Source organism: Lysinibacillus sp. EB271-A1-10B (assembly GCF_058791335.1).
Genome location: NZ_JBYTDL010000005.1, coordinates 1 through 24,601, shown reverse-complemented (window position 1 = coordinate 24,601; position 24,601 = coordinate 1). Strand labels below are relative to the sequence as shown.

The 24,601-nt window shown below is 38.7% G+C and carries 21 protein-coding genes; 15 read left to right on the top strand and 6 right to left on the bottom strand.

Translation table 11 applies throughout. From position 1 onward, the window contains the following. The first annotated feature begins 12 nt into the window (after positions 1-12). Entirely contained in the window at positions 13-1,194 is a 1,182-nt protein-coding gene (locus AC3WSK_RS09035; RefSeq protein ID WP_079559539.1) for a PDZ domain-containing protein, read from the top strand. Next, a complete protein-coding gene (locus AC3WSK_RS09030) occupies positions 1,194-1,430 on the top strand; it encodes a DUF2198 family protein (RefSeq protein WP_079559540.1) in 237 nt (78 codons plus the stop codon). The genes AC3WSK_RS09035 and AC3WSK_RS09030 overlap by 1 nt, the downstream gene beginning before the upstream one ends. 123 nt (positions 1,431-1,553) lie before the next feature. Here the strand turns inward: AC3WSK_RS09030 and AC3WSK_RS09025 are convergent, their stop codons facing one another. Both AC3WSK_RS09025 and AC3WSK_RS09020 read right to left on the bottom strand, forming a co-directional pair. Continuing rightward, complete coding sequence (locus tag AC3WSK_RS09025; protein WP_492411748.1) at positions 1,554-1,880, bottom strand: AzlD domain-containing protein; 327 nt, start codon at positions 1,878-1,880, stop codon at positions 1,554-1,556. Then, positions 1,877-2,608 carry an AzlC family ABC transporter permease gene (locus AC3WSK_RS09020; RefSeq protein ID WP_079559542.1) on the bottom strand — a complete coding sequence of 244 codons (732 nt, stop codon included), beginning with the start codon at positions 2,606-2,608 and terminating at the stop codon, positions 1,877-1,879. The genes AC3WSK_RS09025 and AC3WSK_RS09020 overlap by 4 nt, the downstream gene beginning before the upstream one ends. 125 nt (positions 2,609-2,733) lie before the next feature. On the opposite strand from AC3WSK_RS09020, the gene AC3WSK_RS09015 reads away from it, so the two are divergent. The 8 genes from AC3WSK_RS09015 (at position 2,734) to AC3WSK_RS08980 (ending at position 16,263) form a co-directional block, all read left to right on the top strand. Beyond that, positions 2,734-3,285, top strand: coding sequence for a helix-turn-helix domain-containing protein (locus AC3WSK_RS09015; protein WP_492411745.1), 552 nt, complete (start codon positions 2,734-2,736; stop codon positions 3,283-3,285). Positions 3,286-3,296: 11 nt separating this feature from the next. Then, entirely contained in the window at positions 3,297-3,920 is a 624-nt protein-coding gene (locus AC3WSK_RS09010; RefSeq protein ID WP_079559544.1) for a TVP38/TMEM64 family protein, read from the top strand. A gap of 304 nt (positions 3,921-4,224) precedes the next feature. Next, positions 4,225-7,734 carry a helicase-exonuclease AddAB subunit AddB gene (gene addB / locus AC3WSK_RS09005; RefSeq protein ID WP_492411743.1) on the top strand — a complete coding sequence of 1,170 codons (3,510 nt, stop codon included), beginning with the start codon at positions 4,225-4,227 and terminating at the stop codon, positions 7,732-7,734. A gap of 1 nt (position 7,735) precedes the next feature. Then, positions 7,736-11,452 carry a helicase-exonuclease AddAB subunit AddA gene (gene addA, locus AC3WSK_RS09000; RefSeq protein WP_427481836.1) on the top strand — a complete coding sequence of 1,239 codons (3,717 nt, stop codon included), beginning with the start codon at positions 7,736-7,738 and terminating at the stop codon, positions 11,450-11,452. 99 nt (positions 11,453-11,551) lie between these two features. Further along, positions 11,552-12,718, top strand: a complete 1,167-nt coding sequence (locus AC3WSK_RS08995; RefSeq protein ID WP_079559547.1) for a DUF418 domain-containing protein — start codon at positions 11,552-11,554, stop codon at positions 12,716-12,718. 372 nt (positions 12,719-13,090) lie between these two features. After that, positions 13,091-13,993 carry a fumarylacetoacetate hydrolase family protein gene (locus AC3WSK_RS08990; RefSeq protein WP_492411740.1) on the top strand — a complete coding sequence of 301 codons (903 nt, stop codon included), beginning with the start codon at positions 13,091-13,093 and terminating at the stop codon, positions 13,991-13,993. A gap of 211 nt (positions 13,994-14,204) precedes the next feature. Then, a complete protein-coding gene (locus AC3WSK_RS08985; RefSeq protein WP_349659098.1) occupies positions 14,205-14,573 on the top strand; it encodes a YisL family protein in 369 nt (122 codons plus the stop codon). A 199-nt stretch (positions 14,574-14,772) separates the two neighbouring features. Continuing rightward, complete coding sequence (locus tag AC3WSK_RS08980; protein ID WP_492411738.1) at positions 14,773-16,263, top strand: alpha-amylase family glycosyl hydrolase; 1,491 nt, start codon at positions 14,773-14,775, stop codon at positions 16,261-16,263. 59 nt (positions 16,264-16,322) lie between these two features. Here AC3WSK_RS08980 and AC3WSK_RS08975 read toward each other — a convergent pair whose 3' ends face one another. Both AC3WSK_RS08975 and AC3WSK_RS08970 read right to left on the bottom strand, forming a co-directional pair. Continuing rightward, positions 16,323-17,180 carry a DegV family protein gene (locus tag AC3WSK_RS08975; protein WP_079559550.1) on the bottom strand — a complete coding sequence of 286 codons (858 nt, stop codon included), beginning with the start codon at positions 17,178-17,180 and terminating at the stop codon, positions 16,323-16,325. Positions 17,181-17,535: 355 nt separating this feature from the next. After that, the gene (locus AC3WSK_RS08970; protein WP_079559551.1) at positions 17,536-18,345 is read right to left on the bottom strand and encodes a Cof-type HAD-IIB family hydrolase; all 810 of its coding nucleotides are present in this window, start codon (positions 18,343-18,345) and stop codon (positions 17,536-17,538) included. Between the two features lie 121 nt (positions 18,346-18,466). Here AC3WSK_RS08970 and AC3WSK_RS08965 point away from each other — a divergent pair, with 121 nt between their 5' ends. Both AC3WSK_RS08965 and AC3WSK_RS08960 read left to right on the top strand, forming a co-directional pair. Continuing rightward, a complete protein-coding gene (locus tag AC3WSK_RS08965) occupies positions 18,467-19,231 on the top strand; it encodes a prolyl oligopeptidase family serine peptidase (RefSeq protein ID WP_079559552.1) in 765 nt (254 codons plus the stop codon). A 53-nt stretch (positions 19,232-19,284) separates the two neighbouring features. Next, positions 19,285-19,593, top strand: a complete 309-nt coding sequence (locus AC3WSK_RS08960) for a metal-sulfur cluster assembly factor (protein WP_079559553.1) — start codon at positions 19,285-19,287, stop codon at positions 19,591-19,593. 68 nt (positions 19,594-19,661) lie between these two features. Here the strand turns inward: AC3WSK_RS08960 and AC3WSK_RS08955 are convergent, their stop codons facing one another. Beyond that, complete coding sequence (locus AC3WSK_RS08955; RefSeq protein WP_079559810.1) at positions 19,662-20,348, bottom strand: Crp/Fnr family transcriptional regulator; 687 nt, start codon at positions 20,346-20,348, stop codon at positions 19,662-19,664. A 269-nt stretch (positions 20,349-20,617) separates the two neighbouring features. Between AC3WSK_RS08955 and AC3WSK_RS08950 the strand changes: the two genes are divergently transcribed. Beyond that, positions 20,618-22,744, top strand: a complete 2,127-nt coding sequence (locus tag AC3WSK_RS08950; RefSeq protein ID WP_427481843.1) for an ATP-dependent Clp protease ATP-binding subunit — start codon at positions 20,618-20,620, stop codon at positions 22,742-22,744. Between the two features lie 47 nt (positions 22,745-22,791). On the opposite strand, the gene AC3WSK_RS08945 is transcribed toward AC3WSK_RS08950, so the two are convergent. Next, the gene (locus AC3WSK_RS08945; RefSeq protein WP_079559555.1) at positions 22,792-22,986 is read right to left on the bottom strand and encodes a YjzD family protein; all 195 of its coding nucleotides are present in this window, start codon (positions 22,984-22,986) and stop codon (positions 22,792-22,794) included. A gap of 401 nt (positions 22,987-23,387) precedes the next feature. Here AC3WSK_RS08945 and AC3WSK_RS08940 point away from each other — a divergent pair, with 401 nt between their 5' ends. After that, positions 23,388-24,326: a beta-ketoacyl-ACP synthase III gene (locus AC3WSK_RS08940; protein WP_079559556.1), complete on the top strand. Its 939-nt coding sequence runs from the start codon at positions 23,388-23,390 to the stop codon at positions 24,324-24,326. A 30-nt stretch (positions 24,327-24,356) separates the two neighbouring features. After that, on the top strand, positions 24,357-24,601 hold a 245-nt coding region (locus AC3WSK_RS08935; RefSeq protein WP_492535014.1), incomplete at its 3' end, for a beta-ketoacyl synthase N-terminal-like domain-containing protein.

The window sequence follows — 24,601 nt, the reverse complement described above, 5'->3', positions numbered from 1 at the left end:
GCGGGTGTTCGTATGGTTAGTGATATATTATTAGAAATTGTAACAGCGATTGGCCGCTTTTTAATCAACCCATTAATGTATATCGCAATTTTGTTTGCGATTTTATTAGGTTATAGGCGAGTAAAGCAGGAGCGTAAATTTTTTAATAGACGTATTATTTGGGGTTGGACAGAGTTAATGGGGCAATGGAAATATGGTTGGTTATCTGCCCTCCTTATTTCGCTTGTGAGTGTTGGTTTAGGTTTAACGGTGCCAAAAGCGTTTATTATGATTTTAATCGCTATTTCTGCATTGGCACTAATATTGTACTTTGTTAATGCCCTTTCACCTATTTATACGATGGGGTTTGCGACGTTAGCGATATGGTTAATGTATCACTTCAATTGGACATTTTCTTGGTGGAGAATCTCTTTAGAAGGTGTAAATTTATTAGAGGGCTCCATTGTAACGATTACGATTTTAGCAGGTCTATGTGTGATTGCGGAGGGTATGTTAATTCGTCGAACAGCAATGATGGTCACGACGCCGCAAGTTGAAAAGACGAAGCGAGGTATGCAGGCAATTGTCTATCGTTCAAGAAATGCATGGGTACTACCAATCTTCTTTGTAATACCTGGTGATGTTATTCCAGTAGATTTCCCATATTGGCCACAATTCACATTAGGGGAGAGTACCTTTGCACTTGTACTATTCCCATTCGTTATTGGCTTTTCAAAGCTTACTAGAAAAGAATTGCCGGCTTTGCAATTGCCTAAAATTGGCCGATCGGTGCTAATGCTAGGGCAATTAATTTTAATAGGTGGACTTGCAGCTGCCTTGGAGCCATTCATCGGCTTTATAACGCTAGCAATTGGTGTAGTGACTCGTATTGTTATTTCAATCTACTACGCGCAGCAAGATAAAACGGATATTTACGCGGTTGCCCCAAGTTCAAAGGGTGCTATTATTGCGGCTGTCTTACCTGATTCACCAGCTGAAAAAATGGGCTTACAGGCAGGGGAATGTATTCGTAAAGTAAACGGTGAGGCCATTTTTACTGAAAATGATTTATACGAGGCTTTGCAATTAAATGCTGCACATTGTCGTCTAGAAGTAGTAGATCGTAACAATGAAATACGCTTAACACAGCATGTTATATATAGTAATGATCATTATCGTATTGGATTATTACTAGCTGAGCCGAGGGATATATGATGGATGTTTTCGGGAAAATGATGTTAGCGTTATTTTTACCAGCATTACTCGTATTATTGTTTACTCGAATTACGTATAATCGGTATGTTGCGTTAATATTGGCTATTGCACTTATGGCGGCATCTGTCTATGCAGGTTATACGTCGCCGTCTATTATATTCGTCATCGATGCATTTTCGTTAACAGTAGGCTTTTGGCTAGCAAGTAAAATGAAGAAAAACAAAGGTACGGTTTAACTATTTTCAGCAGTTGTCCAAACACCTGTACCTACGCTTTCGGTACAAAAGAACACCTGCTGAAATTTACTATAAAAGGTCAGTCCAAAGTGATAGCTTTCTCACTTTTAAGACTGACCTTTTTTACATAAAAAATCTTACAGCTGCCATAATGATAACCCCTGCTACAACTGTAATAGATAAACTTTTGGTAACAAGTGCAATCATAAGCGTTGGCACAAATGTAATAAATACAGGCCAATTAAGTGTAACAATTTTTCCGTTTTCGGTATCCAATAAGTTTTCGATGACAAGGGCACTCAAAATACAGACTGGAATAAAGCTTAGCCATTTTAATACAACTCCTGGTAGCTTCACACTTCGGACGAACATAAAAGGAATAATACGGGGTAGCCAGGTTACAAGTGCACAGCCAATGATGAGCCATACCATAGTAGCAGTTGTCGTCATTTATCTGTCACCACCCCTATAGTTGCTACGATCATAGTTGAAAGAAGAACAGCCACATGCGAAGGTACAATATAAGAAAGACCATACATAATAACAAACATATAGCCGATTAACATAAGATAATGCATTATTTTACTTTTGCCTACACTGCTAAGCTGTAAAACAAGGAGTGCTACAAACATAGCGATCAATGCGAAATCTAAGCCCCATTTTTCAGGGTTTGCTACCCATTGTCCCAAATAGGCGCCGGTTACACAAGAAAAAATCCAAAATGAGTAGGCCGTTATATTCAGCCCATCCATCCATTTACCATATAGCTTACCGGCTTGCATTTGCTTTGTAACAGCTACACCAAATGTTTCGTCCGTTAATAAAGTGCCGAAACCAACATTTCTTAGCATGGAATAGCGTGTGAAATGGGGTGCTAATGTTAAACTCATTAGTAAATGGCGCAAATTTACAACGAAAATGGTTACAATAATAGCAGAGGCAGGGCTATTTGTTAAAAGAAGTGCACAAAAGATAAATTGTGCAGAGCCTGCATAAATGAGTATAGATAAAAGTGCAATTTCGAGTACAGATAACCCAGAAGCGGAACCTACAACACCGAAAGCGAGTCCTATGCTAATATAACCGAGTAAGGTGGGGATGCAATCTTTCACGCCTTGTAAAAAGCTATCATCGGGCGTGTTAACCGTTTCATTCTGAAAATCAGTTGTACTTGTCATAAAATAGATCATCCTTTCTTAAAAATTTCCATGTATACTAATAGCGGAATAGTTTGATAGTTCTTGATGTTTATTAGAGTATACATATGTCTGATAAAATAAACAATAGAAATTGGTGAATTAAAATGGAACAAATGAGTCGGAATTTAGCTTTTCAATTAAAAAAGATTCGACAACAGCGTCATTTAAGTTTAGACGATGTTGCCAAGGCTACAGGTGTAAGTAAAGCGCAACTTGCACAAATTGAAAAGGGAGAGGCAAATCCTACAGTATCAACGATTTGGAAAATTGCTGCTGGATTGCGCATTTCATTTTCTTCGTTACTACAAGCACCGACAGCACACTTCATGAAATATAGTAGTAAGGATGCACCACATGTAGATGAAGATGATGGTCGATATCGTGTGTATTCCATTATTCCTTATAATCCAGAGCGTGGCTGGGAGCTTTATAAGATTGAAATGGAGCCCGGAGCCATTAGCAGGAGTGAGGCTCACACAGAAGGGGTAGAGGAAACTGTAACTGTTATCCAAGGACAAGCCGTTATTTCTGCTGGAGAGATGCATGAATTGCTGGAAGAAGGGGATACACTAGTATTCTCAGGACATCAGCCCCATGAGTATAAAAATACTTCGGAAAAGCTAGCGATTTTACATTTAATTTTGCAATATAAATAGAGGTGTCGATTTTGAGTGAATGGTTTACTGTAGAAAATATTGAGCAGATTACGGCACAATACCGAACGTTCGGTCCGATTATTGGTTTATTATTACCTTTTATAGAAGCGTTTTTACCGTTTTTACCTTTAGTCGTGTTCGTTGTTGCTAATGCGAGTGCATTCGGTTTATGGTTTGGATTTTTATTATCCTGGCTAGGATCTGTAGCGGGGTCATATGCATTATTTTTGCTTGTCCGAAAGTTTGGCAAGCATCCGAAGCTTCGTTTTGTCACAGGTAATAAAAAAGTACAGCAGCTAATAAAATGGGTAGATATGAATGGCATTAGTCCCTTGTTCGTCTTACTTTGTTTTCCTTTTACACCATCAGTCATTGTAAACATAGTAGCGGGGCTATCTCATATTCATAAAAAGTTTTATTTAGTAGTGTTAATGGCTGGGAAGTTCGTTATGATTTTAGCAATGAGCGTGCTCGGTTACGATTTAAAAGCTCTCCTAACAAGCCCTGTAAGGCTAATTATTGCGGCAGTTGCGATTGTTCTGCTTTGGTGGATTGGCAAGTTTATAGAGAAGCGATTAAACGCGCGTGTAGAGAAAGATTTAAAACAAGCGCGAAAATTGACGAAAAATCATTAACGTTGAAAGTTGAATATGCACATCTTGCCCCTTTTATCATGTAAAATGAGAGAAGGGGTTTTTATCTTCTTTATGTAGTAAATAGTTTTGTACGACAACTTCCATTACGCCAAGGCGAAATAGATTTTTCTAAAATGGTAGGCGATGCGCGAAAGCATTGAGTAGCGCTTAGATAAAATATTTTAGTTAGAGTAGCAAAGTGATCGGGTCAAGCGAAACCCGCTCAGGTAAAACAGCAAATCAAGATAATCCACAACAACTATCATTTCTTTTAAATAGATCATTAATAGGAGGGGGAAAGTATATGACATTGCGTATCGTATCAGGACGTTCAGGAACAGGAAAATCAACATTTATTCATCAAGAGATTGTTGAACAACTAAAATCGGATCCGTTAGGTCATCCAATTTTTGTAATTGTCCCCGACCAAATGTCGTACTCAACGGAGTATGAGCTAACAAATAAGCATGGCTTGCAAGGCTTAATTCGTGCGCAAGTTATGACATTTAAACGATTGGCGTGGCTAGTGTTACAGGAAACGGGTGGCATTGCTCGAAAAGAAGTAAACGGCTATGGCTATCGAATGCTGATTCGTAAACTTTTAGAGGAACAAAAAAGTGAGTTTTCGTTATTTCGACAAGCGGCTGGGAAACGAGGCTTTACGGAAGAAATTGAAACGCTATTACGAGAGTTTAGTCGTTATAGTGTAAATAGTTCGGTGTTAGCTGAAGTATCAGCATCTTTGATGGCCATTGATGCGCCTAATACATTGCAAGCGAAGGCGAATGATTTGCAAGTCGTTTTACAAGCTTTGGAGGAACGATTGGGCACAACGTATGTCGATAGTGAAGGGTATTATCCGATTTTGACGGAGCATCTGAAATACTCTGAGACGATGAAGCAGGCGTCTATTTATATAGATGGTTTTACAGCATTTACTGTAAGGGAACTAGAGCTTGTAAAAGAGTTATTAAAGGTGACGAAGCAGGTAACGGTAGTTCTTCCCTTTGACCATATTGAAGAAGTGTATGATGAGCAATCTTTATTTCATGAAGCCGCTTCTACGAACCAACGTTTACACGATATTGCCTATGAAGAAGGCGTTGAGGTAGAAGCACCACTACACTTCTATCATACGCACCGTTTTCAATCCGCTGATTTACAGCATATGGAAAATCAGTTTGCTGATTTGGTGCCTCAAACGAAAGAAACTTCAGGTGATGTAATGGTGCTTGAAGCATCTAATCGACGTGCAGAGATTCATGCCATTGCCCGGGAAATAACAAAGCTGACAAGGGAGACAGGGTATCGTTATCAAGATATCGTACTTCTTTATAGACAAGCGGAAGTTTATGATCCGCTTATTACAACTATTTTTCAGCAATATGAAATTCCTATTTTTACAAATTCGAAAAAGACGATGCTGCATCATCCTTTAATTGAGCTTAGTCGGTCGGCTTTAGAGGTTATCACTTCTGATTGGAAATATGAACCAGTTTTTAGGAGTGTAAAAACAGATCTATTTTTCCCGTTACATGCGGAGTTAAATGTTTGGCGAGAACGGGCGGATCGTTTAGAAAACTACTGTTTAGCACAGGGTATCTTTGGTGAGCGCTGGTTTGAGGAAGCTCGCTGGTTTTTCAAAAAGTATCGTGGACTTGAATTCCATTCACGCGTACAAACGGACGAAGAACGTGCTATGCAAGCAGAAATCGAGGCTGTTCGCGATGAAGTTCGTCAACCGCTCCAATTATTGCAGGACAAGCTGAAAGTAGCGACAACAGGCAGAGATGTTGCGACAGCTTTATTTGAGCTGATTGAGAATTTGAATGTTTATGAAAAGCTTCAAGCGATGAAAGACCGTGAACTTGATCGAGGTGATGCATTAGCTGCAAGTGAGCATGATCAAGCTTGGAGAGAATGGATTGCAGTGCTCGATCAGTTTGTTTATATGTTTGGTGAGCAGGAGATGTCCGTGGAGGAAGCGGCTAAAATTTTAGATGAGGGCTTTGACACTTTAGAGTTTTCGCGTATCCCTCCTACATTAGATGAGGTCATGGTAGCGACCGTTGAATTAGCTCGTTTATCCAATATAAAAGTCGCTTTTGTCTTAGGGATGAATGATGGGGTCTATCCAACCCGTATGGAGTACGAGGGATTGCTGTCAGATACTGAGCGTGAGTGGTTTAGTCAAATTGGTTATGAGCTTGCGCCAACATCTAAAAATCGTTTACTGCAGGAAAATTCCTTGTTATATCGTGCTTTAACGACGCCATCCGATAAATTATATATGTCCTATTCGACGGCAGATGAAGAGGGGAAGGCTCTATTGTCTTCACTCTATATTAAGAAAATTATCGGCAATGATAAAACTGCTGGTCTTCTGAGTGGTGTCAAGGTCGAACGAGTGGTCATTGATCCAATTGAATTACTGGATGAAAATGCTTTACCGTATATACGTCATCCTCGGACAGCTTTAGCACATTTAATGGTGCAAAAACGCCAAGCTGAACATAGCCGTGAGCTTGCGCCAGAGTGGGTAGCGTTACAAAAATTTTATAAACAGGACCCTTATTGGGCACTTGTTTATAATCGAGTTTTACATCCAATCACTCATAAAAATGAGGCAGAGCCTTTAGAAAACTACATTACGCAAGAATTATATGGTCAAAAGCTAACTTCTAGCGTGTCTCGTGTTGAGAAGTACTTCCGTTGCCCATTTTCGCATTTTACAACGTATGGTCTTCGTCTAGAAGAGCGGGCAGAGTACAGGCTAGAAACATTCGCAATGGGCGATTTATTCCATGAGGCATTGAAATGGATTACTGAGGAGACACATCGTCTGCAACTATCGTGGATACGTTTAACAAAGCAGCAAATTAAACAATTAGCACGACAAGCCGTTGAGCAAATTGTGCCGGTGTTTTCACATCAAATCTTACAATCAAGCGCGCGTTATCGCTACATTCAACGTAAGCTTATTCGAATTGTCGAGCGAACAATGACTGCACTTACACAGCATGCAAATGTCTCTCATTTTAAGCCAATCGCCATTGAGGCATCATTTGGACCGGGCCAAAATGAACAGCTTCCACCGCTTGAAATTGATTTAACAGGTGGTAAGAAAATGTTAATGCGAGGTCGTATTGATAGGGTGGATAGTGCGTCTATTGATGACCGCTCTTATTTACGGATCGTCGATTATAAATCATCAGCCCGTGATTTAGACTTGAATGAGGTTTACTATGGATTGTCACTACAGGTACTAACATATTTAGATGTAGCAATGGAAAATTCCTCTTACTGGCTACCAGGTGAAGCGGAACCGGCTGGGGTTCTTTATGTACATGTCCACAATCCAATGCTAAAGCTTGACAAGGATTTAAGCGACAGCGAAATAGAAGAAGACCGTTTAAAACAGTATAAAATGAAAGGTCTTTTGTCAGAAAATGCGGAGGCCATTTTATCGATGGACGAGCAATTAGAGGAATCGAGTGGGCATTCAAAAATTATTCCTGTCTATATGAAAAAAGATGGGACACCATCAGAATCTCAGTCACGGGTTGTACCTGTAAATGATATGAAAAATCTACAGCATTTTGTACGGCGCAAGCATCAAGAGGCTGGTAACGGAATTTTAGCAGGGGATACTTCCATTAGTCCGTATAAACTGAAATCAAAAACAGCCTGTGACTACTGTCAATTTACAGCTGTTTGTCAATTTGACCCATCTGATGGCAAGCAAAGCTACCGTCAGTTACAGCAAGCAAAACCGAATGATATCGTTGAGATAATTCGGAAGGAGATGAAGTAAGTTGGTACAAAAAATACCTGAAAAGCCAGCGGAAGTGACATGGACTGACGACCAGTGGAAGGCAATCTATGCAAGCGGCCAGGATACACTTGTATCGGCTGCGGCAGGCTCTGGTAAAACGGCAGTTCTCATTAATCGAATGATTGAAAAGGTAGTAGCGACAGAGGATCCCATCAATGTCGACGAGTTACTTGTCGTAACATTCACAAATGCATCCGCTGCTGAGATGCGTCACCGTATGGCGGAGGCACTTGAAAAGGCTATTGCAGAAAATCCAACTTCTAACCATTTGCGACGCCAGTTAAGCCTTGTCAATAAAGCGCAAATTTCAACGCTGCATTCTTTCTGCTTAGCTATTGTGAAGCAGTACGCCTATATGCTAGATATTGATCCAGGCTTTCGTATAGCAAATGAGGCAGAGGTTGCTTTGTTAAGGGACGATATATTAGCCGAAGTATTAGAAGATGCTTACGATTCTGAGGACGAAACACAGGTTCAAGCAATCTATCGTCTTGTTGATAGCTTTACATCGGATCGTGATGATCAGGCAATAGAAACGTTAATAAGTAAGCTTTATGATACGTCCCGTGTTCATGCAGAGCCTCAAAAATGGCTTCGTAGTCTACCTGAGACATACGACTTGGCGGCGGACGTAACAATTGATGATTTAGAGCTATCAAAATATGTGAAATTAACAGTCAAACATAGTCTTGAAGAGGCATTTGTGTTAATTTCTGAAATGCGTTCCATTACGCTACAGCCTGCTGGGCCTGGACCGTATGCTGAAACTGCAGAAATGGATTTTGCTATGATTCAGGAAGGCATTCGCATTAGTCGTGAAGGAACGTGGCAAGAACTTTTTGATTATTTTGCTACGGTAAAATGGTCAACTTTAAAGCGTGTATCCAAGGATGCTTTAGTAGATGTGGAGCTACAGGAACTTGCTAAGAAAAAGCGTGAGGCAGCTAAAAAAATTGTAAACAAGCTTAAAGAGACTTTCTTCGTTCGTACTCCTGCACGATTGCTGGAAGAGATTCGATTAATGGGGCCTACGATAGGAACATTGGTCGAATTGACGAATGTTTTTAGTGAACAGTTCCGCATGGCAAAATTAGAACGAGGAATTATTGATTTCTCAGATTTAGAACATTTCGCCTTGCAAATTTTAACTGTAGAAATCGAAGGTGAATTACAGCCTTCACCTGTAGCTCTAGATTTGAAGCAACATTTTAAAGAAGTGCTTGTAGACGAATATCAAGATACAAATATGTTACAAGAAACGATATTACAGCTTGTGAAAACAGGTAGTGAGCAAGATGGAAATCTTTTTATGGTTGGGGACGTCAAACAAAGCATTTACCGTTTCCGTTTAGCAGAACCGAAGCTTTTTATGCAAAAGTACAGCGAGTTTCAAGAGACCCCAGATTTGACGGGGATGCGTATAGATTTAAACGCTAACTTCCGTAGTCGACAAGAAGTGTTGAATGCTACAAACTATGTATTTGCACAAATTATGGGTGAGCGAGTTGGAGAAATTCTTTATGATGAAAATGCTTCACTAAAGCCAGCAGCCCCGTATGATGACAAAGAAGTTCCGGTAGAGCTAGTCATCATGCATCCTCCCGGGGAAGAGGAGTTGGACGAAGAAGCAGAAGATACTGTAAGCGACGCTTCTGAATTAGAAGAATTAAAAAAATCACAGTATGAGGCACGTTTTATTATTGAACGTATTCGACAGATGATGGAAGACGGGACAACCGTATTCGATACAAAAACGAAGACAGAACGTCCGTTAAAATATAGTGATATTGTAATTTTAATGCGTTCAATGACATGGTCGACGGATTTAGTAGAGGAATTTAAGCTTGCGGGAATCCCGCTCTATGCGGAGTCCTCGAAAGGATATTTTGATGCGCTTGAAGTAATGATTATGCTGAATGTACTAAAGGTTGTTGATAATCCATATCAGGATATTCCTTTAGCTTCAGTGCTACGCGCTCCATTTGTTGGCTTAACAGAAAATGAGCTAGCAAAAATTCGGCTAGCAGATGCGAAAGCGCCATTTTATGATGCGTTAAGGCAATTCATTCGAAGTGAGGGGCTTGGTGTGCAGTCTGACACTTTTGTGAAGCTTCAACGATTTATGTTAGCATTTGAAAACTGGCGAGATTTAGCGCGACGTGGTTCGCTGTCAGATTTAATTTGGAAAATTTATTTAGATACGCATTATTATGAGATGGTTGGAGCGATGCCGAATGGGAAGCAGCGTCAGGCCAATTTACGCATTTTACACGACCGTGCTTTAATGTATGAGAAAACAGCCTTTCGAGGACTATTCCGCTTTTTACGTTTTATTGATCGTATGCGTACGCGTGGTGACGATTTAGGGACGGCGAAATCGATTGGAGAAAAGGATGACGTCGTTCGCCTTGTGACCATTCACTCATCTAAAGGGTTAGAGTATCCCGTTGTCTTTGTGGCTGGGATGGGGCGACCGTTTAATAAAATGGATTTCCATAACCCATATTTATTCGATCAAGATTTTGGTCTTGCAGTGAAGGCAGTTGATCCAGAAAATCGCATTACGTATACATCTCTACCATTTTTAGCTTTGAAGGAGAAAAAAGAGCTGGAAATGCGTGCTGAGGAAATGCGTGTATTATACGTAGCGATGACACGTGCAAAGGAGCGACTTATTTTAGTAGGCTCGGTAAAAAATTGGGATAAAACCCGCGACAATTGGCTAGATGCACAAAGCTTGCCGCTAGATGCCCCCCTACAGGAGTATTTACGCGCTAGAGCAAATAGTTACTTTGATTGGCTTGGGCCTGCAGTAGCAAGACATGCAGATTTTTCAGCCATTGCTGCTTCCCCTTATAAGGCAGCAGATGATGTATCGCATTGGTGGGTACGAGCTATTGAAACAAGCCATTATGCGTATGATATACAGGCGTTAGAGGACGAGGTACAGCAATTGCTAGAAACGCCAGAGGATGAAGCTTTGCAGTCGGAAATTACGATGCGCTTTCAAGCACAATATGCGTTTCAGAAATCAACACAAAAACGTTCAAAAACATCTGTAAGTGAAATTAAGCGTTTAGAAAATCTTCAAAGACAGGAAGAGCCTGAATATTACTTTTCAGCACCTTCTAAGCAAAAAACGACGGCCGTTGCACCCCGTCCAACCTTTTTACAGGACAAGCAGCTGACAGGTGCAGAAATAGGGACAGCGATTCATACAGTAATGCAACATGTCCCTCAAAACGGCTTTATGGATGTACAGGAGGTTCAGGAGTTTGTCACTAATTTAGTGGATAGACAGCTTCTGACCGAGGCTGAGGGGAAAGTTGTTCCGTCGAAAAAAATATATAATTTCTTTACAACAGACATTGGACAACGCTTTAAAAAAGCAAAAACGATTCGCAGAGAATTACCATTTACCATTAGTAGAGTAGATGAAGATGGTGACGCTCAAATTGTACAAGGAATTATTGATTGCTTATTTGAGGATGAAAACGGGGATTGGATCTTGCTTGATTATAAGACCGATCGTATCCAATCACATTTTGCTGAGGAACCAGCGTTGACGAAGGAACTTTTAGAACGATATGGTGTCCAGCTTAGAGTGTATAGTGAGGCGATTGAATCAATCCTTCAAATTAAAGTGAGTGATAAGGTTCTCTATTTATTTGATATTGAACGGGTTTTACATGCATAAGTGAAAGCGGTGAAAACAGGGCTATCTGAGGTAGTTTCATATAAGGGAATGCATGTTAGGAAGTCCTGTTTTCGCCATATACATAGAGGAGGCTTTTTTGTGGAGTTAAAACCGACAATGTTGCAGGAGCGCATCGCAACATTAGATATTTTACGTGGTATTAGCTTACTAGGCATTTTACTCGTTAATATGTTTGCCTTTTATTTGCCAATGCCCTATATTGATTTGGCATCATGGTTTACAACACCGTCAGATATAGTGTGGCAGCAAAATTTAGATATTTATGTACAAAGTAGCTTTTATCCACTGTTCGCCATGTTATTTGGCTACGGACTCGCTATGCAATGGCAGAAAGCACAAAGTCGTGAACAAAATTTTTATGCGATAGGACTTCGAAGACTTTCTGTATTATTTGTATTTGGTTTGCTACATGCTGTGCTCATTTGGTGGGGCGACATTTTGATGATGTATGCATTTTGTGGCGTTTTTTTAGTGCTATTACTACGTCTACATCCAATTTGGTTATTGTCAATTGGCGTTATGATTAGCGGCGTCATGCAAGCTTTTATGTTATTTGTAGTAGGATATATTAATTTCAATACAAAGATTGATGAGTATTTAGATATTACTTCAGTAGAGCAGGCGATAACTGCTTATGGAACAGGGAGCTGGGTTGATGCATTTATGCAACGTCTAACTGATTTATCTGTTCAGGCAGGAATCGGCATGTGGTTTGTGGCATTATTTACAATTCTACCATTTATGTTAATTGGTGCCGCAGCCTCTAAATGGCGTTTAGTAGAACGAGCGAGAGAGCTTAAATGGCTATGGCTGACATTAGCGGTAGCTGGGTTAGCAATTGGTATTTTTATTAAAAGCTCACCGATCATGTTTACGCGTACGTATTTATTAGACTACTTAAAAGTATACATAGGTGGTCCAATTTTAGCAGTAGGCTATACGGGGCTCATTGTTTTACTTTGTTTACTCCCAGGTGTACCAAAATTGCTTAGTCCTTTTGCGAAAATAGGGCGTATGTCGTTTACGATGTATATACTTCAATCGGTCATTGGAACATGTCTATTTTATCAATTTGGATTTGGCTTGTATGGAAAAGTAAACGTCGCAACAGGCGTGCTAATTGCGGTCAGCATTATTATTGTACAAATGATTGTGGCAGAAATTTGGCTAGCGAAATGGCAACAAGGTCCGCTAGAGGCTTTATGGCGCAAGTTAACGTATAAGGCGAAAACGAAAGCAGGGTAAATGTTAAGGGCTTGACTCTCGTGCAAAAAGCGAACAATCTGCGGTAGAAATCAGCGTGCATCTTTAATGTGAGGGCAACATAAAGTTAATGAATACGTCTTGTATAATAAGAATAATTAATTGCGATTTGGCTCATTATCAAAAGTTGGGATAGCATTTGTTAAAACGTATGTTATGTAAGTAAGTTGATTGTAGTGGAGACTGGGCGACTCCTCGGACGCCCCGGGAAAGCGCCCAGTCGGAACGGATATCAACCACACTTTATGGTAAAAAAACAGCAAATTATTCGGAATAAAAATAGTTTTCGTAAAAGTAAGGCAATTTCTATAATTTTGTTGTATTATGTAAAAAAAAGAAGGAGCTCTGAAAATCATGAAAATTTTATCATTTAAATTAGGTGGACATGTAAGCTTTGGACCAAAAGTAAAAAAAGAAGAAGCAGTATGGGATGTACTCGCTATTCAAAATGAACTTCAAGTTCTCCCTTCTTTTTCAAGTTCAATTGTAGATGGCATTGCTCTAGGCTTTGATTTTGTTGAACAGATTCGTAAATTAGTAGAAGCCGCTGAAAAATCAGACCGTGCTAATAGTTTCAAACGCGAATTTACAGTGATCGAGTGGTTATCACCGATTCCACGCACACCAAAAAACATTATGTGTATTGGGAAAAACTATGATGAACATGCTAAAGAAATGGGTGCAGAAGCAGCTCCAACAGACTTAATGGTATTTACAAAATCTCCGACTGCTATTGCTGCTGATGGCCAAACAATTTCTATTCATGCTGATCTTTCATCTAAAATGGATTATGAAGGCGAATTAGCGGTTGTCATTGGTAAACGTGGTAAAAATATTCCGAAAAACTTAGCATACGATTATGTATTTGGCTATACGATTGCCAATGATCTAACAGCTCGTGATTTACAAGAAAAACATAAGCAATTCTTCTTAGGAAAAAGCTTGGATGGAACTTGTCCACTTGGACCTTACCTTGTAACAAAAGATGAAATTCCGCATCCACAAGATTTAACAGTCGTTACAAAAGTGAACGACGAAGTACGTCAAAACGGCTCAACAAAAGATATGATGTTCACTGTAGAATCATTAGTATCGATTTTATCTCAGCATGTTACATTAGAGCCAGGTGACGTTATTTTAACAGGTACTCCAGCAGGTGTTGGCAAAGGCATGAATCCGCCACAATTCTTAAAAGCTGGTGATACTGTAAAAGTATCTATCCAAGGCATCGGTACTTTAGTGAATCATTTTGAATAATTTTTCAAATCCGCGTGAGTTTACCTCCGCGGATTTTTAACTTCTTTCAGTGGGTGTCTAAACATCTGCTGAAAGAAGTTAGACCCTTCGACGCAATTTTCCGAGGCATAATTGATGTAAATTATATGAACACTATTGTAATGTTTGAAACCCTTTCCATCACATGGTAGGATAGAGTTTGATAGAAAAAAGAATATGAGGTGGGACAATAATGAGTTTCTTAACTAGCCAAACGCATTTGCATATTACTACTTGGGTAGTTGCAATTGTAATCTTTTTAATTGCAGCATTAATGGGCAAGCAGTCAAAAGGCTTACATATGACATTACGTTTATTCTACATTTTAATTATCATTACTGGTGGAGCACTATTTATTAAAGGCATGGATTATGGTATGGGTATGCTCTATGGCTTTAAATTTATAGGTGGTATTTTAGTCATTGGTATGATGGAAATGGTATTAGTTCGTCAAAAGAAAAATAAACCAACTGGTATGTTTTGGATTTTATTTGCAGTGTTCTTATTGATTACATTGTTCCTAGGCTTCAAATTACCAATGGGTCAAAATTTCTTAGCATAATTTTGTAAAAGTCGTGAAGTTCTCGCTTCACGGCTTTTTTTGAAGGTGAAATTGCTCAGGTCCCACAATCAAGTCGATAAATTGTGTTTGAAGGAGAAGTTGACACCTTTTTGCCGTAATTCATTTTGTCATTTTCGGAAAATATTTTAAATTGATAGCGAGGGGACTATTTTATTTGGTAAAATGACGGAGGATTGGTTTGAAAGAGAGGGAATTAAAAGTGAAATTCAAAAAGTGGATAAGTGCGACAGCTGCATCGCTTTTACTAGCAACTTCATTAGTGAGTGCTACACCAGTTGCACATGCTGATGAAGCGTCGACAAGAACGATTGCAGAAGAAAGCATCTATGATTTACTCGTTGATCGTTTCTTTAATGGTTCGGGCACTAACGATTTTGATACAAATACGCAAGACGCTACTAAATTTGCAGGAGGCGATTTTGCAGGTTTACAGGATAAACTAAAATTTATAGGAGAGATGGGCTTTACAATCGCTTCTATTGGCCCGATTTTTGCCACTGAGAAATATGATGGATCGATGCCGACGAGCTACTCTTCAATTGAGCGTCATTTTGGGACAGCTGAGGAGTTTCAAAGTGTCATTGAGGCCTATAAAGCTAAAAACGTATCGATCATGGTTGATTTTCCATTAAACAATGTAAGTCCGAATCATGAGTGGGCAAAAGATCCAGCGAAAAAGGACTGGATTGCTTCAACAAATAATGGACAAGTACAGTGGGACTTAACAAACAAAGACGTACAAGACGCACTTGTTAAATCAGTAACAGACTTTGTCTCTACATACGATGTTGGTGGAGTGCGTTTAACGAATATTGCTGGTGCTGATACAGAATTTATCAATGCTGTGATTAAAGCATTAAAGGATACGAAAAAATCACTCTATGTCATTTCAAATGAAGAAAGTGATGCAAACTTTGATGCAAGCTTTTCTAAAGCTTCAGCTGATATTTACCGTAATATCTTTAAAAATGTTGATATGGATTCTACTAAGTTGATGGAGCCTTTTACAGGTAAGAAACCAACTCAGATTATGATTGATTCGTTAGAAACGCATCGATTTACATTTGATTCTGCAGCAGAAAATATGTTCCCACCAACGCGTTTGAAAATGGCGATGGGTGCTTTATTTATGATGCCAGGAATTCCAGTTGTACAATATGGTACAGAAATTGCAATGAACGGTGAAAAAAAGCCAGATATGCACCAAATATATAACTTTAAAACTGATACAGAATTAATCGATTATATTAAACATGTCCAATCTTTACGTAATAAATCTGAGACATTACGCAACGGTGATTTTGAAGTTCTCACAAATGAAAATGGCCTACTTGTATTTACACGTACGTCCGATAAAGAGAAATGGGTCATCATGGTTAATAATACTAGTGAAACACAACGCGTTGATTTAACACCTGCTCAGCTTGGTAAAGGTAAAATGCTAAACGGTATTATACATGAAGAAAAAGTTCGTATTAATGAAAAAGACGTTTATCCAGTTATTTTAAATCGCGAAATGGTAGAGATTTATCAAGTTAGAAATGATGAAGGATTAAATGTACCTTATATGGTAGCACTAGGATTAGTATGGTTAATATTCATAGGATTTGTAGTTGTTATTATTAGACGAGGTAAAGTACGACGTAAAGAGCAAGATGCTCTAAACTAATCCTAGTAGGATTAAATGAAAGATCCCCTCAACACTTTTCAGTGCGGAGGGGGTTTTTGTTAAGCTTGATAGCTTTTATTTGTAAAGAAGATGGCAATTGTACCTGGTCCTACGTGGGAGCCGATAGCTGAACCAATCATTGTTACTTGAATGGCTTTTGGTGAAAATCTTTCTTGGATAGAAGCTTTTACTTCGTTGGCAAATTCCACATCATCACTATGGCTAATACCAACAACTTTTTCAGAGAAATTTTCACCGCGCGCCTGCATTAAATCTAACATGCGAGCGATGGCTTTTTTACGTCCACGCGATTTTTCAATCGGCACAAGTTTACCATCCTCAACATTTAAGATGGGTTTAATGCTTAGGAGCCCCCCTAGAAATGCGCTTGCCTTAGATACACGACCACCTTTAGCAAGGTAATCTAAATCTTCCACCGTAAATAAGTGCTCCATCTGTGGAGTAAGAGCTGTAATTTTTGCTTCGATTTCTTCCAGTGAAGCACCTGTATTTCGAAGGCGAACGGCTTCTTCGACTACTAGGCCGAAACCTAGTGAAGCACATTTAGAATCGATAATAGCTAATTTAAGGGATGGATATTGCTCCTGTACTTGATTGCGAATCATGACAGCGGTATTATAGGTGCCTGATAATTCCGATGAAAAGGCAATATAGATTCCTTCTTCTTCATTTTTTGCTAGATTTTCGAAATGATTGAGAAATATCTCTGGTGATACTTGGGATGTTTTTGGGCGAGCACCTTGACGAATAGCGTCGTAAATTTCTTTGGAATCAATCGAAATGACATCATCATATTCATTATTGTTCAATTGCACTCGTAGTGGAAGAAGTTCAATATTGTTTTCTTCGTAGTAAGACTTTGGTAGATCACAGCCACTATCAGTAAAAATTTTCATCATTTGTCCCCCTAATTTAATATTCTTTTAACTCTATATGAGAAGTTTACAAATACCTATACTACATAACAGGTGAACACGTGTCGAGTTTTCAATTTCCACTCTATATTTCTCGAAACTACTTCCTAATAAAATTTTATATAGTTATAATATCATATCGAGTTTCAGTATAATTGCAACTCAGTGTATTGTTAACTCGAAAGTTAAAGTGAAAAATGGGCTCATCACCATAACATGTGGTTGATTTCCGTCCGACTGGGCGTACTTCGCGCAACTTTCATAGATGGCTTACATTTTCATGAATGACATCCACAACTTATGGTGATGATCCAAAAAATAGGGTTTTTTTATTTAACTAGGATAGTTTTAAACGTTCGATAAGCATTTTAGCGATGCCATCGTCGTTATTGGTTGTCGTAATTTCGTTGGCAATGTTTTTTAAAGCAGGGATGCCATTGCCCATTGCGACACCGATACCGGCATATTCAATCATTTCTAAATCATTGTCCTCATCACCGAATGCAATAATACGCTCACGTGGGATACCTAAATCTTGTGCTACATGAGCGATTCCTACTGCTTTATTTAAGCCACGGCGAACAATTTCAATAATGTGAAGTGGGGCACCCCAACGACGATGTTCAATGACCTCTGCATGAACAGCCTGTAAATGGTCACGAATAATCATTGAATTCACGTCATTCGCTTGAATCAGTAAACTAGTAGGGTTATCAAGTAAATGGGTATAGAGATTCCCATGAGTAATTTTAGGATTCCCCATATTAAATATATTTAAAATCCGTGAGTTCTCTGTATGAACATAAATATCGTCCTTCACCTCCGCTATAATATTTTCATATTCATAGCTATTGATGGAATTGACGACATCATGTACTACGCTTAAATCAATAGGAGTATGTTTAGTCTGCCAAGCAGCATTTTTAGGATGGTGGACGTAAGCACCATTAAAATTTACGATGGGCGTTGTAAGGCCAAGCTCGTGATAGTAAAGATCACTCGCACGATAAGGACGACCGGTAGCAATCATAACTTGATGGCCTTGTTCCTTTGCCTGCAATAATGTTTTTTTAGTTTTTGCTGAAATTTGTTGTTGGTCCGTTAATAACGTACCATCTAAGTCCAAAACGATTAAATGCGGTTTCATAGCTTATTGCCCCTTTCTTATATTTTGAATAGTATCGTTTTGTAAACCATTCGTCAAAATTTTGTCACAGTGAAAAAAGTTTGCTAACATAAAGATGAGACAAATGTTGGGAGTGACAAAGATGATTGTTGAGAAAGAATTGTGGGGAAATATTCCTTTATTACATATACATACGGAAAATATGAATGAAGAAACCCCGGTAGTAATTTTTTTACATGGTTTCACGAGTGCAAAAGAACATAACTTACATTATGCATATCAATTAGTAGGCAGAGGGGTGCGTGTCCTATTGCCAGATGCAAAATTACATGGCGACCGTAGTGAAGGCCTAACTGAGATGCAATTGAGCTTACATTTTTGGGATATTGTTTTAAATTCTATTCATGAAGTGGAACAATTATATAATGAATTAAAGAATAAAAAATTATTAGTGAATGATAAAATTGGTATTTCTGGTACATCAATGGGTGGTATTGTCACATCAGGCTGTTTAAAGCGCTATGATTGGATCAAGACAGCAGCAGTTTGCATGGGTGCACCAAGTTTCACTAAATTAGCGGAGTATCAATTACAGCAATTCGCTAAAAACGGTGTGAATTTGCCGATGTCCGAAGAAGAAGTACAACAAACGAATGAGCTTCTAGCTAAATATGATGTGAGCCTAACACCAGACAAATTTGCAGAACGACCTGTTCTATTTTGGCATGGGGAGTTAGATAAAACTGTACCTTTCAAGGAAACGTATGATTTTTATTTAACTTTACGCAAATATTATGAAAAAAATCCAGAAAACTTAAAATTTATAGCGAATAAGAAAGCAGGTCATACTGTGCCACGTGATGGTATGTTAGCAGCAACTGAATGGCTTGCACAGCATTTGGCATAATAAGATGCATCTGCTATGATTAAGTTAACACTGTGACGGAAGGAGAAATACAGATGGATCAAGATATGAAAGACAGCATGTTCGGTGCATTAGAAAATGTAATTGACCCTGAGCTTGGTATTGATATCGTCAACTTAGGTTTAGTATATGATGTAGAGTTAGATGAAGAGGGTGCAGCAATTGTTACAATGACGTTAACGTCTATGGGCTGCCCGATGGGACCTGTTATTGTTGATCAAGTGAATACAGCATTAGGTGAGCTTCCAGAGGTGAAAAGTACAAATGTAAATATTGTATGGAATCCACCTTGGTCAAAAGATAGAATGTCACGCTATGCAAAAATGGCATTAGGTGTACGCTAAGTTCACTTAAAGCACGATAAAAAATCCCCGCTTATAACTCATAAGCGGGGATTTCGTATGTAAGTGTACTAATCAATACGACATATTTGTAACGGACAATTTTCACAGGCGATTTCATCCTTTAAAAATTGTAGATCGTGAATGGTTATATAACCTTTTTCAAAAGATATAATATTGTGCTTCTTTAAGTCATTCAGCATGCGATTAATCATCTCTCGACTCGTTGCACATAAATTAGCAATCTCTGTATGTGTTAACGGGAAGTCAATATAAATAGTGTCATTTTCTAACGGCTTCCCATAAGTGTTTGAAAGACGGATAAGCGTTGAAAATAAAGCGCCCTTTTTCCCATGTAAAATCAAATCACGCAAACGGCTTTGATGCTTTAAATTTTCTGTTTGCAACCACTTCATATACTCCACCATTAAAATAGGCTGTTCCACTAGTAAAAGTTCTAATGTTTCAAGGCTAAGAACATATAAACTGGAGGGCTCTAGTACTTTAGCGGTCATCGAATTATACGTAAAGTTGCAAAATAATGAGCTTTCTCCAATGATGCTATCAGGACCACAAATACGAATGGTTAATTCCTTTCCATTCTCCGTTTCCTGACTAATCGAGATAGCTCCTGTTTTTATATAATAAATTTCTTTCGCACGTTCGCCCTCTAAAAAGATTTTACTATCCTTATTCACTTTAATAAAAACACCGTGCTTTTGAAAAAGATCGTGAAATTTCTCCTGTATATTATCCATAATAGCCATATCTTCAACACATCTCTTTCTTTTTTCGTAAAAATTGTTTAATTATTACAAAATTAAGTGAGCAATTTACTAGATCTAAGAAATATACTTTCATTATAACGTAGTTTTCCAGTAATAAGTGAAGAAATTTTAGGGCTAATTCTTTGCTCTAGTTTGTCGAGTGTTGTAAAATAAAGTTAGTCAAAAAAGGTCAAACATTTTCTATGAAATAGAATGGCAAACGGGATTCCGATTAACATTATTAAAAAGGAGTGCTAAATATGCAATTTCAACAAACAAATGACAAAAAGCCATTAGAACAATTTGGACGTAATTTAATAGAAGAAGTTAAAAACGGTAAAATGGATCCGGTTATCGGTCGTGACGAAGAAATTCGTAATGTCATTCGTATTTTAACACGCAAAACGAAAAATAATCCTGTCTTAATAGGGGAGCCTGGGGTTGGTAAAACAGCTATTGTAGAAGGGTTAGCTCAACGTATAGTAAAGGGCGATGTTCCTGAGGGGTTAAAAGATTGCGTACTGTATGAGCTGGATATGAGTGCTTTAATAGCAGGTGCTAGTTATCGTGGCCAATTTGAAGAGCGCTTAAAAGGTGTATTAAAAGAAGTAAAAGAATCAGAGGGACGCATCATTTTATTTATCGATGAAATTCATACAATTGTTGGTGCTGGTAAAACGGATGGTGCAATGGACGCTGGGAATATGCTTAAACCAATGCTTGCACGAGGTGAGCTACATTGTATCGGGGCTACAACATTAGATGAATACCGTATGTATATTGAAAAAGATCCTGCTTTAGAGCGTCGTTTCCAGCAGGTGCTTGTACGAGAGCCGTCTATTGAAGATACAGTTTCCATTTTACGAGGCTTGAAAGAGCGCTTTGAGTTGCATCATGCGGTACGTATTCATGACCGTGCAATCGTAGCGGCAGCGGGGCTTTCCAATCGCTATATTACAGAGCGTTTCCTGCCAGATAAAGCGATCGATTTAATCGATGAAGCATGTGCGATGATTCGAACAGAAATTGATTCCATGCCACAGGAATTGGATGCAGTTACACGCCGTATTATGCAGCTTGAAATTGAGGAGCAAGCATTGCGTAATGAAAAAGACGAGGCGAGTAAAAAACGTCTAGAGCAGCTCAGTGAGGAATTAACAAAGCTCAAAGAATCCTCTGAGGGCATGCGTAAACAATGGGAAACCGAAAAAGAAGCGTTACACGGCATTCAGAAAAAACGTGAAAAACTTGATAAATACCGCCGCGACTTAGATGAAGCAGAAAGTAAATATGATTTAAATAAAGCAGCTGAACTACGTCATGGGAAAATTCCTACACTTGAAAAGGACATTCAAGAGATGGAAAAACAATTAGAAAATGGTACGGAATCACGTATTTTGCGTGAAGAGGTAACGGCTGATGAAATTGCATCAATCGTTTCGCGCTGGACAGGAATACCAGTGACGAAATTAGTAGAAGGTGAGCGAGAAAAATTATTGCGCTTAAAAGATACATTGCATGAGCGTGTAATCGGACAAGATAATGCAGTACAGCTTGTTACGGAAGCGGTATGGCGTGCTCGAGCAGGTATTAAAGATCCGCATCGACCAATTGGTAGCTTTTTATTCCTAGGACCAACAGGTGTTGGTAAAACAGAGCTTGCGAAGGCACTAGCGGCACAATTGTTTGATTCTGAGGATCATTTTATTCGCATTGATATGAGTGAATATATGGAGAAACATAGCATATCGCGCCTTGTAGGGGCACCTCCAGGCTATGTTGGCTATGAGGAAGGTGGTCAATTAACAGAAGCTGTTCGCCGAAATCCGTATTCAGTTGTTTTATTAGATGAAATTGAAAAGGCCCATCCGGATGTCGCAAATATTTTACTACAAATTTTAGATGATGGTCGCATTACTGATAGCCAGGGGCGTATGGTTAACTTTACGAACACAGTGGTCATTTTAACTTCTAACATTGGCTCAAGCTATTTAATGGAAGCAAAAGAAGCCGATGCTGCTGTTGAGGATTTAGTGATGGCTGCACTGCGTCAACATTTTAAACCAGAGCTGTTAAATCGTATGGATGATATTATTATGTTCCATGCACTATCAGATGAGCATTTTACAGCCATTGCATGGAAATATATCGAACAGCTTGTCAAACGAGTTGCAGAGCAAGACATTACTTTACAAGTAGAACAAAATGTAGTTGATTGGGTTGTCGAACAAGGAGCAGATGCTCAGTTCGGCGCAAGACCATTAAAACGCTTCGTGCAACGTTATATTGAAACTGCGGTTGCAAAAGAATTGCTTCGAGGTGAAGTATTACCAGGAGAAACATTGCACATTAAAATGCATGATGGTCAATGTGTCGTTGAAAAATAACAAAAAACCTGTTCCGCATTGAGCGAAACAGGTTTTTTCTAGTTGAATTAATGATTGTCTGCAGCTTCTGGAGTTGACTCGTTTGGAATAATTGCACCGATAATGAAAACAAGAATTGTAAATACAACTGATGTAACAATAGCAGTATCGATATCAAATTCTGCACCAAGTACAGAGCCTACTACGTAGTTTAACATTGAAACTAGTAGGAATGACCATATGAATGTTACGATATATCGCATTAATTTCACCTCAACCGAACTTTTTTATATCATAAGATTTTACTACATATTCATTATCATATCATAACATAAATCGAAAAAAAAAGAACCTTTTCTGTGAAACATGGCGAATTTGTCACAACAATAACATTTTTTTTATTTTTAATGCAATTTCAATACATCACTGAAATTAAAAGACGTCACAAATACTTGTGTGTCGTAGCGTGTAGAAGTGCTTCAAGCCCCGCTAAATTCTATACAATTGCTATCAAGCGCCCGATTTCACGCAGTGATTAATTCGTGGTGGAATTGATAGGAAAAAAAGCATTAATTTTAATTCATCTTGCACCTGATCTTATTTATGAGTTATAATTATGACCAGTTACTAATAATTGATAGTAAGAAAGCAGAGGGGTTGCTAAATGAACGCTGGTATTTTAGGGATTGCCAAATACGTTCCGGAGAAGGTCGTTACGAATTTTGATTTAGAAAAAATAATGGATACTTCGGATGAATGGATTCGAACTCGCACAGGGATTGAGCAGCGTCATTTTGCTGCTGATGATCAGGAAACTTCAGATTTAGCAGTAGCTGCAGCAAAAGAGGCTATTGAAAAAGCAGGAATTTCACCAGAGGAAATAGGCTTAATCCTCGTAGCGACAGTAACACAAGATCAAAATTTTCCAAGTGTCGCATGTATGGTTCAGGAGCAAATTGGAGCAGTTAATGCAGCAGCGATGGACCAAGCGGCAGCTTGTGCAGGGTTTATATATAGTTTAGTGACGGCAAAGCAGTTTGTAGAATCAAATGCTTATAAATATGTCTTAGTAGTAGGTGTTGAAAAGCTGTCGAAAGTACTTGACTGGGAAGATCGTAATACCGCTGTATTATTCGGTGACGGTGCAAGTGCAGCAATTATTGGTCCAGTATCAGAAGGTAGAGGTATTTTATCATTTGAACTTGGTGCTGACGGTACAGGTGGAAAGAATTTGTATTTAACACAGCAAGATACAATCGCTATGAATGGCCGTGAAGTATTTAAATTTGCCGTTCGTCAAATGGGTGAATCTGCAATGAACGTTTTAGAAAAAGCAGGTTTAACAAAAGAAGACGTAGATTTTTTAGTGCCGCATCAGGCGAATATTCGAATTATGGAATCAGCTCGTGAGCGTCTAGAGCTACCACCGGAAAAAATGTCAAAAACGATTCACAAATATGGGAATACGTCTGCGGCATCTATTGGTATTTCCTTGGTAGATGAGCTTGAAGCAGGTAAGATAAAAGATGATGATTTAGTAGTACTTGTTGGATTTGGCGGTGGCTTAACATGGGGTGCCGTTACAATGAGATGGGGAAAATAAAAACGAAAAATGCTTGAGGGGAGTAATACAATGAGTAAACGACGAGTAGTAATTACAGGAATTGGCGCAGTTACACCACTAGGAAATAGCATCGAAGAAACATGGACTAACATTAAAGCTGGAAAATCTGGCGTTGGCGAATTAACGCGTTTAAATAAAGATCTTTTCGCAGCAAAAGTTGCTGCTGAAGTGAAGGATTTTAATATCGAAAAGTATATCGAACGTAAAGAAGCTCGTAAAATGGATCGCTTTACACAGTATGCTTTAGCAGCATC

Coding starts and splice junctions, on each gene's coding strand:
- AC3WSK_RS08950 (WP_427481843.1), top strand. CDS start 20,618: ATGCAATTTCAACAAACAAATGACAAAAAGCCATTAGAACAATTTGGA.
- AC3WSK_RS09015 (WP_492411745.1), top strand. CDS start 2,734: ATGGAACAAATGAGTCGGAATTTAGCTTTTCAATTAAAAAAGATTCGA.
- AC3WSK_RS08970 (WP_079559551.1), bottom strand. CDS start 18,345: ATGAAACCGCATTTAATCGTTTTGGACTTAGATGGTACGTTATTAACG.
- AC3WSK_RS09030 (WP_079559540.1), top strand. CDS start 1,194: ATGGATGTTTTCGGGAAAATGATGTTAGCGTTATTTTTACCAGCATTA.
- AC3WSK_RS08960 (WP_079559553.1), top strand. CDS start 19,285: ATGGATCAAGATATGAAAGACAGCATGTTCGGTGCATTAGAAAATGTA.
- AC3WSK_RS08985 (WP_349659098.1), top strand. CDS start 14,205: ATGAGTTTCTTAACTAGCCAAACGCATTTGCATATTACTACTTGGGTA.
- AC3WSK_RS08965 (WP_079559552.1), top strand. CDS start 18,467: ATGATTGTTGAGAAAGAATTGTGGGGAAATATTCCTTTATTACATATA.
- AC3WSK_RS08955 (WP_079559810.1), bottom strand. CDS start 20,348: ATGGATAATATACAGGAGAAATTTCACGATCTTTTTCAAAAGCACGGT.
- AC3WSK_RS09025 (WP_492411748.1), bottom strand. CDS start 1,880: ATGACGACAACTGCTACTATGGTATGGCTCATCATTGGCTGTGCACTT.
- AC3WSK_RS09035 (WP_079559539.1), top strand. CDS start 13: ATGGTTAGTGATATATTATTAGAAATTGTAACAGCGATTGGCCGCTTT.
- addB (WP_492411743.1), top strand. CDS start 4,225: ATGACATTGCGTATCGTATCAGGACGTTCAGGAACAGGAAAATCAACA.
- AC3WSK_RS08975 (WP_079559550.1), bottom strand. CDS start 17,180: ATGAAAATTTTTACTGATAGTGGCTGTGATCTACCAAAGTCTTACTAC.
- AC3WSK_RS08990 (WP_492411740.1), top strand. CDS start 13,091: ATGAAAATTTTATCATTTAAATTAGGTGGACATGTAAGCTTTGGACCA.
- AC3WSK_RS09020 (WP_079559542.1), bottom strand. CDS start 2,608: ATGACAAGTACAACTGATTTTCAGAATGAAACGGTTAACACGCCCGAT.
- AC3WSK_RS08940 (WP_079559556.1), top strand. CDS start 23,388: ATGAACGCTGGTATTTTAGGGATTGCCAAATACGTTCCGGAGAAGGTC.
- AC3WSK_RS08945 (WP_079559555.1), bottom strand. CDS start 22,986: ATGCGATATATCGTAACATTCATATGGTCATTCCTACTAGTTTCAATG.